The 6,260-nt window shown below is 61.2% G+C and carries 5 protein-coding genes; all 5 read left to right on the top strand.

All coding sequences use genetic code 11. From position 1 onward, the window contains the following. Positions 1–81 precede the first annotated feature (81 nt). The 5 genes from NUW23_14700 to NUW23_14680 all read left to right on the top strand — a co-directional run bounded on the left by NUW23_14700 (position 82) and on the right by NUW23_14680 (position 6,150). Positions 82–885: an SDR family NAD(P)-dependent oxidoreductase gene (locus tag NUW23_14700; GenBank protein ID MCR4427409.1), complete on the top strand. Its 804-nt coding sequence runs from the start codon at positions 82–84 to the stop codon at positions 883–885. Between the two features lie 7 nt (positions 886–892). Continuing rightward, the gene (locus tag NUW23_14695) at positions 893–1,579 is read left to right on the top strand and encodes a molybdenum cofactor guanylyltransferase (GenBank protein ID MCR4427408.1); all 687 of its coding nucleotides are present in this window, start codon (positions 893–895) and stop codon (positions 1,577–1,579) included. Positions 1,580–1,760: 181 nt separating this feature from the next. Beyond that, positions 1,761–3,434: an FAD-dependent oxidoreductase gene (locus NUW23_14690; protein MCR4427407.1), complete on the top strand. Its 1,674-nt coding sequence runs from the start codon at positions 1,761–1,763 to the stop codon at positions 3,432–3,434. 410 nt (positions 3,435–3,844) lie between these two features. Beyond that, a complete protein-coding gene (locus NUW23_14685; GenBank protein ID MCR4427406.1) occupies positions 3,845–4,948 on the top strand; it encodes a DSD1 family PLP-dependent enzyme in 1,104 nt (367 codons plus the stop codon). Positions 4,949–5,292: 344 nt separating this feature from the next. Continuing rightward, complete coding sequence (locus NUW23_14680; GenBank protein MCR4427405.1) at positions 5,293–6,150, top strand: IclR family transcriptional regulator; 858 nt, start codon at positions 5,293–5,295, stop codon at positions 6,148–6,150. Positions 6,151–6,260 lie beyond the last annotated feature (110 nt).

The raw sequence follows: 6,260 nt of genomic DNA, 5'->3' as shown, positions 1-6,260 counted from the left end.
CGGCGCCTGTGGACGAAGCAGGAACCTTGCGGACAGCTCCCATGGGAGATATGTCTATGAAGAGGAGGACGGTGGACTGAGATGATCTCGCTTGATGGTAAGACAGTCCTGGTGACAGGAGCCAGCGCGGGCATCGGGGAGGCGTGCGTCAGGGCTTTCGCTTCTTTGGGCGCCCGTGTGATAGCCGGGGCGCGCAGGTTGGACCGCCTGGAGAGGCTCGCTCAGGAGCTCATGGAGAACGGAAAGGCCGAGGTGCTCCCGCTGCGCCTGGACGTGACTGACTATCAGGGAGTGCGCGATGCCATAGACGGTCTTCCCGCCGACTGGAGCGAAATCGACATACTGGTCAACAATGCGGGCCTGAGCCGCCGCCTCGATCCGGTATACGGGGCGGACGTGGCCGACTGGGATGAGATGATCGACACTAACGTCAAGGGCCTTCTATATGTTACGAGGCTCGTCCTTCCCGGCATGAGGCAGAGGGACCGGGGCCATATCGTGAACCTCGGCTCAATCGCAGGGATTCAGGCGTACCCCGGAGGCAGCGTCTACTGTGCAAGCAAGCACGCTGTGAGGGCGTTGTCTGAGGCGATGCGGCTCGACCTGAACGGGACTTCGATCAGGGTGACCCTCATCGAGCCGGGCATGACCAAGACAGAGTTTCAACTGGTTCGTTGGCGGGGGGACGAGGCTCGCGCCCGGGACGCCTACCGCGGCGTAGACTGCCTGACCGCAGAGGACATCGCCGACATCATCGTCTTCTGCGTGACTAGGCCCGCGCATGTGGACATCTCGGAAGTGGTGGTGATGCCCACCCAGCAGGCCTCCACTACCTTAATGCACCGCAGGGCGGAGCCGGCAACCCAGCCGGCGGATCGCTTCTAGCTGCATCATGAGAAGGGGCGTTCATCACGGCGCGGCGACGCAGGTTGACCCCACAGCCATTGTGTTGGCGGGGGGAGCGGGATCGCGGATAGGATGCAACAAGGCCCTCTTAGACCTATGTGGCAGGCCTCTCCTAGCATGGGTTCTAGACAGTGTCTCCATAGTTGCTTCCCACGTGGTCATCGTGGCTTCGGGCGAAAACGAAGCCAAAACGCTGCGTCAGGTCGCGGGGCGAGACCCTGTGATCGTTATGGACGTCCTCACCGGCATAGGGCCTTTGGCAGGGCTGTGGGCGGGCCTGGACGCCGCGCCCACGGATCGATGCATCGTGGTAGGGTGCGACATGCCGTTTCTGTCGGCGCCCCTGCTCTCCGCCTTGGCCAGTCTGGATTCCACATCTGAGATCGTAGTTCCCCGCTGGGCCGACACAGGCGAGCTGGAACCCCTGTGCGCCGCATACTCGAAAACCTGCGTTGAGCCCATCAGAGCATTGGTCGCCGCCGGCAAGCGGGATGTAAGGGCGGTGTTCGGGCTAGTCCGCACTTCATATATGGATGAGAGTGTGTGGCGCGTCTACGATCCGGACGCCCTGAGCTTCTTCAACGTGAACACCGAAGCCGAGCTTCAAGCGGCGCAGGCTATCGCCGGGGCAAGGCTCTCAGGTCCTCCGGGTAAGCCCGGCGCCGCAGTCTAGCGCGCAATCCTCGTGCGGCTTGGCATCGTCGAGCCTGGCGTTTTGCCCACAGTTGGACAGGCGATCTTGGGAAGACTGATTGTCGAGCAACGGGCGTTGCATTGTTCAGTTCAGTGAAGTTCATGTGCCTTCTCAACATCGTATTGCCCCGGTTGACGAGGCTACTCAGGAGGATGAATGGATGAGCACACGGATTCTCGTGGTTGGAGGGGCAGCGGGCGGGGCCGGGGCCGCAGTGAAGGCCAGAAGGGTAAACGAGCAGGCCGAGATCGTCATGTTCGAGAGAACAGCCGATGTCTCCTGGGCAAACTGCGGGTTGCCGTACTACGTTGGCGGGGTCATCTCAGACCGGTCTGAGCTGTTCGTGACGCCCCCGTCCAGGCTTGCATCGAGGTTCGCCATTGACGTCCGGACGGGTCACGATGTGACGGAGATCGACCGCGGCAAGAAAACGGTGACAGTCCGGGAGCTTGCCACGGGAAAGGTCATGGAGGAACGGTACGACAGGCTGATTCTCGCCACGGGAAGCGAGGCGATCGATCTCGGCGTTCCCGGCGGCTCTTCGCCGAAGGTCTTCAACCTTCTTTCCATCGCTGAGGCAGATCGTCTCCGCTCGTTCGTGGAGGAAACGGGTCCTGCGCGGGCGGTTGTGATCGGTGGCGGGTTCATCGGCCTCGAAGGCGCCGAGGCGCTGCTCGAGAGGGGCCTGGAAGTCACCCTTGTCGAGGCAAAGGACCAGCTTCTCCCGACTTTCGATCCGGAGATGGTCTCAGGGGTCAGCCGCGAACTTGCCAGGAAGGGCGTTTGGGTGCTGGTGAGCGAGAGGGTGGCGCGGATCGACGAGAGCGAGAAGCAGCTCACTGTCCACCTCCAATCGGGGACCGCTGTTGAGTGCGATTTGGTGGTGGCGGCGGTAGGCGTAAGGCCCAGGCTCGACCTTGCGAGAAGGGCGGGCCTGCAAGTGGGGCCTACTGGGGGACTCGTGGTGAACTCGCGGATGCAGACGAGCGCCCCGGACATCTACGCAGCGGGGGACATCTGCGAGGTCAACAACAGGATAACCGGCAAGCCGACGCGGGTTCCGCTTGCGGGTCCTGCGAACAAGCAGGCTCGAGTGGCTGGGGCCAACGCGGCGGGCGGAAATCTGCACTACCACGGGACTCTCGGCGCAATGGTAGTGAAGGTGTACGATGTCGTCGTGGCGAAGGCGGGGCTCACCGAACGAGAAGCGCGGGACGAACGCCTGGCCCATTTCGTCTCGTTCACGCATTCCCTGCACCATGCGGGTTACTACCCGGGTCCGAGGCCGCTCACCATAAAGCTCATCGCAGAAAAGCCCACGGGCCGCATTCTCGGGGCCGAGGTGACCGGGCAAGGGGGAGTCGACAAGAGAATCGATGTGCTTTCCACAGCCATGTGGGCGCGGATGACTGTATTCGACCTAGAAGACCTGGACCTTTCGTATGCGCCGCCGTATTCGTCTGCCAAAGACCCAGTGAACATCGCGGGGTTCACTGCCGCTAATATCCTCCGGGGTGAAGTCGAGGCCATCTCCCCGCAGGAGGCCGCGAAGGCGCTCCGGGAGGGGGATGTGCAGCTCCTGGACGTTCGCACCCAGCGTGAGGCCGAGGCCGGGGTCATCGAAGGCGCCACACTGACGCCGGTGGACCAGCTCCGCGACCACCTGGAAGAACTGAATCCTTTCAAAGACATCATTGCGTACTGCGCGGCAGGTTATCGCTCCTACATCGCTTCACGCATCTTGACGCAGCGCGGATTCGAGAACGTCCGCCACATCTCAGGAGGCTATGAGGCATGGAAGATGGCGCAGGAGGGGAGCGACGCCGACGACTGAGCCACCCTCCCGACTTACCGCGCGCCGCGTTCTGTATATCGATGATGTGTCCAAGAACGGGGCAGAGCGAAAGTGTGGTCACTCAGTCGGTCACCGCGTTTGCCCGCTTGACGCACTGTGGCGTTCACAGGTGAACCACCTCCTGGCATGGGCGCGTGCGATGAGATCGCGTCTGTGCTGGGGAAACCGGTTCACCTATTCGTCTGTCGGCGGCGAGTCGGAGCGAACTTCGCGGGTTTGCCTAAGAGAGATGTAGAGAAACACACAAGAAAGACTTTCTGCTGACACATAGAATACCCGGTACGTGCGCGCCTGCATTAGTCTCAAGTGGCACTCTTGGTGCATTCTCGCAGAGTTCTACAAACCGTTATCGGCAATATGCCAGATCGGGAGATCGGAGCGTGAGATGCATGGCCTTTAATACCACCCGGGTGGGGGCTCCAATCGACGAGATCGAGACCCCTGCACTCTTGATCGACTTGGACAAATTCGAAGCGAACATAGAGCGCATGGCTAGGTTCTTCGAGGGGGTTACCGCGAACCTGAGGCCGCACGCCAAAACCCATAAGACCCCTATCATAGCGCACAAGCAGATTGCCGCAGGTGCGCACGGGATCACCTGCGCCAAACTCAGCGAGGCCGAGGTCATGGCCAAGGCGGGCATAAGGGACATCCTCATCGCAAACCAGATAATCGGGGAATCCAAGATCCTGCGGCTGATGGGCCTTACGAGGCACACAGACATCATCGTGGCGGTAGACAACATGCAGAACGCTCAGGATCTTTCCGACGCCGCCTCCGCGTGCAAGACCACTTTGAACACCATCATTGAGGTGGATGTGGGCATGACCCGTTCGGGCACGCGCTCGCTCGATGACTCTGTGAGACTGGCGCGTGCACTTTCCACACTCCCGGGGCTGCGCTTCAGAGGCATCATGGGTTACGAAGGGCACACCGTCTACATACCCGACCTCGAGAAGCGGAGAGCCGAGGCGTCGAAAGCCAATCACCTGCTCGTGGAGACGAGGGACGCCATCGTTGGAAGCGGCATGCCGGTGGAGATCGTGAGCGCGGGCGGAACAGGAACCTACGATATCGCAGGGACGTGTCCGGGCATTACCGAGATCCAGGCCGGATCCTACATCATGATGGACACCAAATACCAGGCCGTTGAAGGTCTTCGATTCGAGCAAGCGCTTACGCTCCTGGCCACTGTTATCAGCAGACCCACAAAGGATAGAGCCGTTCTCGACGTTGGTCTCAAGGGGATCACCAAGGAGTTCGGCATGCCGACGATCAAAGAAATCACGGGCGCTGAGATCTCCCACCTGTCGGAAGAGCATGCCAAAGTCGATCTGAACAACCCCTCCCGGGATCTCAAGGCTGGAGACAAGGTGGAGCTCATACCATCCCACTGCTGCACCACGATAAACCTGCACGACACCTACTACGGAATCAGAAACGGCGCGGTGGAGACGGTGTGGGACATAGCCGCGCGGGGCGGGTTTGTGTAGGACTCCTTGGGCCGACGACCCGAGGGGACGGCTACGGGAAGCTGGCGGGAAGCTTGATTCGCCGGGTGTGAGGGATGTGCAGCGCAAGGTGAGATCAAGACGAGAATAGGACGAAAGCAGGAGCCAGCGCCGTGCGATCCGCCGCACGGCGCTGTGTCACGTTGCCGCGGTCGCAGCGGAAAGTGTCGCATTTTTCCCCACCCGGCAGGAATCCGCGGCCCGATGGAGAATACCTGTGTATCGCTCAAAGAATCCATGATTCGCTCAGCGAACCACTCACTACCGTGGAAAGGAGTGAGATGGGCGGAGGTTCCGGCCAGACGGGGCCACTGACGCCCGAGAACATGAGTCTTCCTAGAGAGGTACGTGTCTCCGAACCTGAAGCCCTTCAGTCTGCTGGGCGAATTCTGGACATCTTGCTGTGCTTCACGCCTCAAAGGCGTGAGTGGAGTGTGGCTGAACTCTCAGCAGAACTTGGGATCCACAAGAGTATCGTGCGGCGGTGTGTCATCACTCTCGTGTCGAGGGGCTTCCTGAAGCAGAACCCGGAAGACAGGCGGTTTCGCCTGGGGTACGCGGTCTTCGATTTGGGGGCCTTGGTCTTGCCTGGTGAGGAGATCAGAAGAGTCGCCACGCCCGTCATGCAGGAGCTGTCCAGGCTCACCTCCACGTCCGTCTTCTTGACCATGGAGGAGGATGGGCAGGCGGTATGCATCGGGCGGGTGGATAGTCCGGGGCCTCTCAAAGTCACGTTCGAAGTCGGGAGGAGGAGCCCATTGCACGCCGGGGCCTCCGCGCGCGTCCTTCTGGCACATATGCCTCCTGAGGAAGTGGATCGAGTAATCCGAAACGGCCTGACCAGGTTCACTGAAAACACGTTCGTCAGCGGAGATCTGCTGCTCGAGGAGCTGGCGCTCACGAGGCAGCGGGGGTACGCCCTGAGTTTCGGGGAGCTTGACCCGGGCGTTGCCGCGCTGGGAGTTGCAGTGAGGGGAAGGATCGGGGAGGTGGTGGCGTCGCTGAGTGTGAGCGGACCTAGCAGCGACTTCACGCCGGGGCGGATACCCGAACTTGTCGAGATGACGCGTCGTTCTGCGGAGGCCATAACTGGGGCTCTCTTCGGAGGCCCGGCCCAGATCGGTGACCGTAATCGCACGGCTCAAAGATTTGAGAAGGGGGGGAGCCATCTGTGTCCAAAGTGAGAAGACTTCTGTACCCTGCGCTCGCTGGCATGATCGTGTGGGTCCTTCTTGCATGTTCCCCTGCGGGTGCCGGGGCTGTCGACCTCCCCAGGCTGGAGCTGCCCTTGATC

The organism is Bacillota bacterium, assembly GCA_024655925.1.
In the GTDB taxonomy this organism is placed as follows: Bacteria; Bacillota; DTU025; order DTU025; family JANLFS01; genus JANLFS01.
The sequence above is the reverse complement of the archived record's forward strand: the minus strand, read 5'-3'. Positions and strand labels throughout refer to the sequence as shown.

What these genes read in the sequence shown, in the direction of transcription:
- NUW23_14700 (MCR4427409.1), top strand. Translation starts at nt 82, where the DNA reads ATGATCTCGCTTGATGGTAAGACAGTCCTGGTGACAGGAGCCAGCGCG.
- NUW23_14695 (MCR4427408.1), top strand. Translation starts at nt 893, where the DNA reads ATGAGAAGGGGCGTTCATCACGGCGCGGCGACGCAGGTTGACCCCACA.
- NUW23_14690 (MCR4427407.1), top strand. Translation starts at nt 1,761, where the DNA reads ATGAGCACACGGATTCTCGTGGTTGGAGGGGCAGCGGGCGGGGCCGGG.
- NUW23_14685 (MCR4427406.1), top strand. Translation starts at nt 3,845, where the DNA reads ATGGCCTTTAATACCACCCGGGTGGGGGCTCCAATCGACGAGATCGAG.
- NUW23_14680 (MCR4427405.1), top strand. Translation starts at nt 5,293, where the DNA reads ATGAGTCTTCCTAGAGAGGTACGTGTCTCCGAACCTGAAGCCCTTCAG.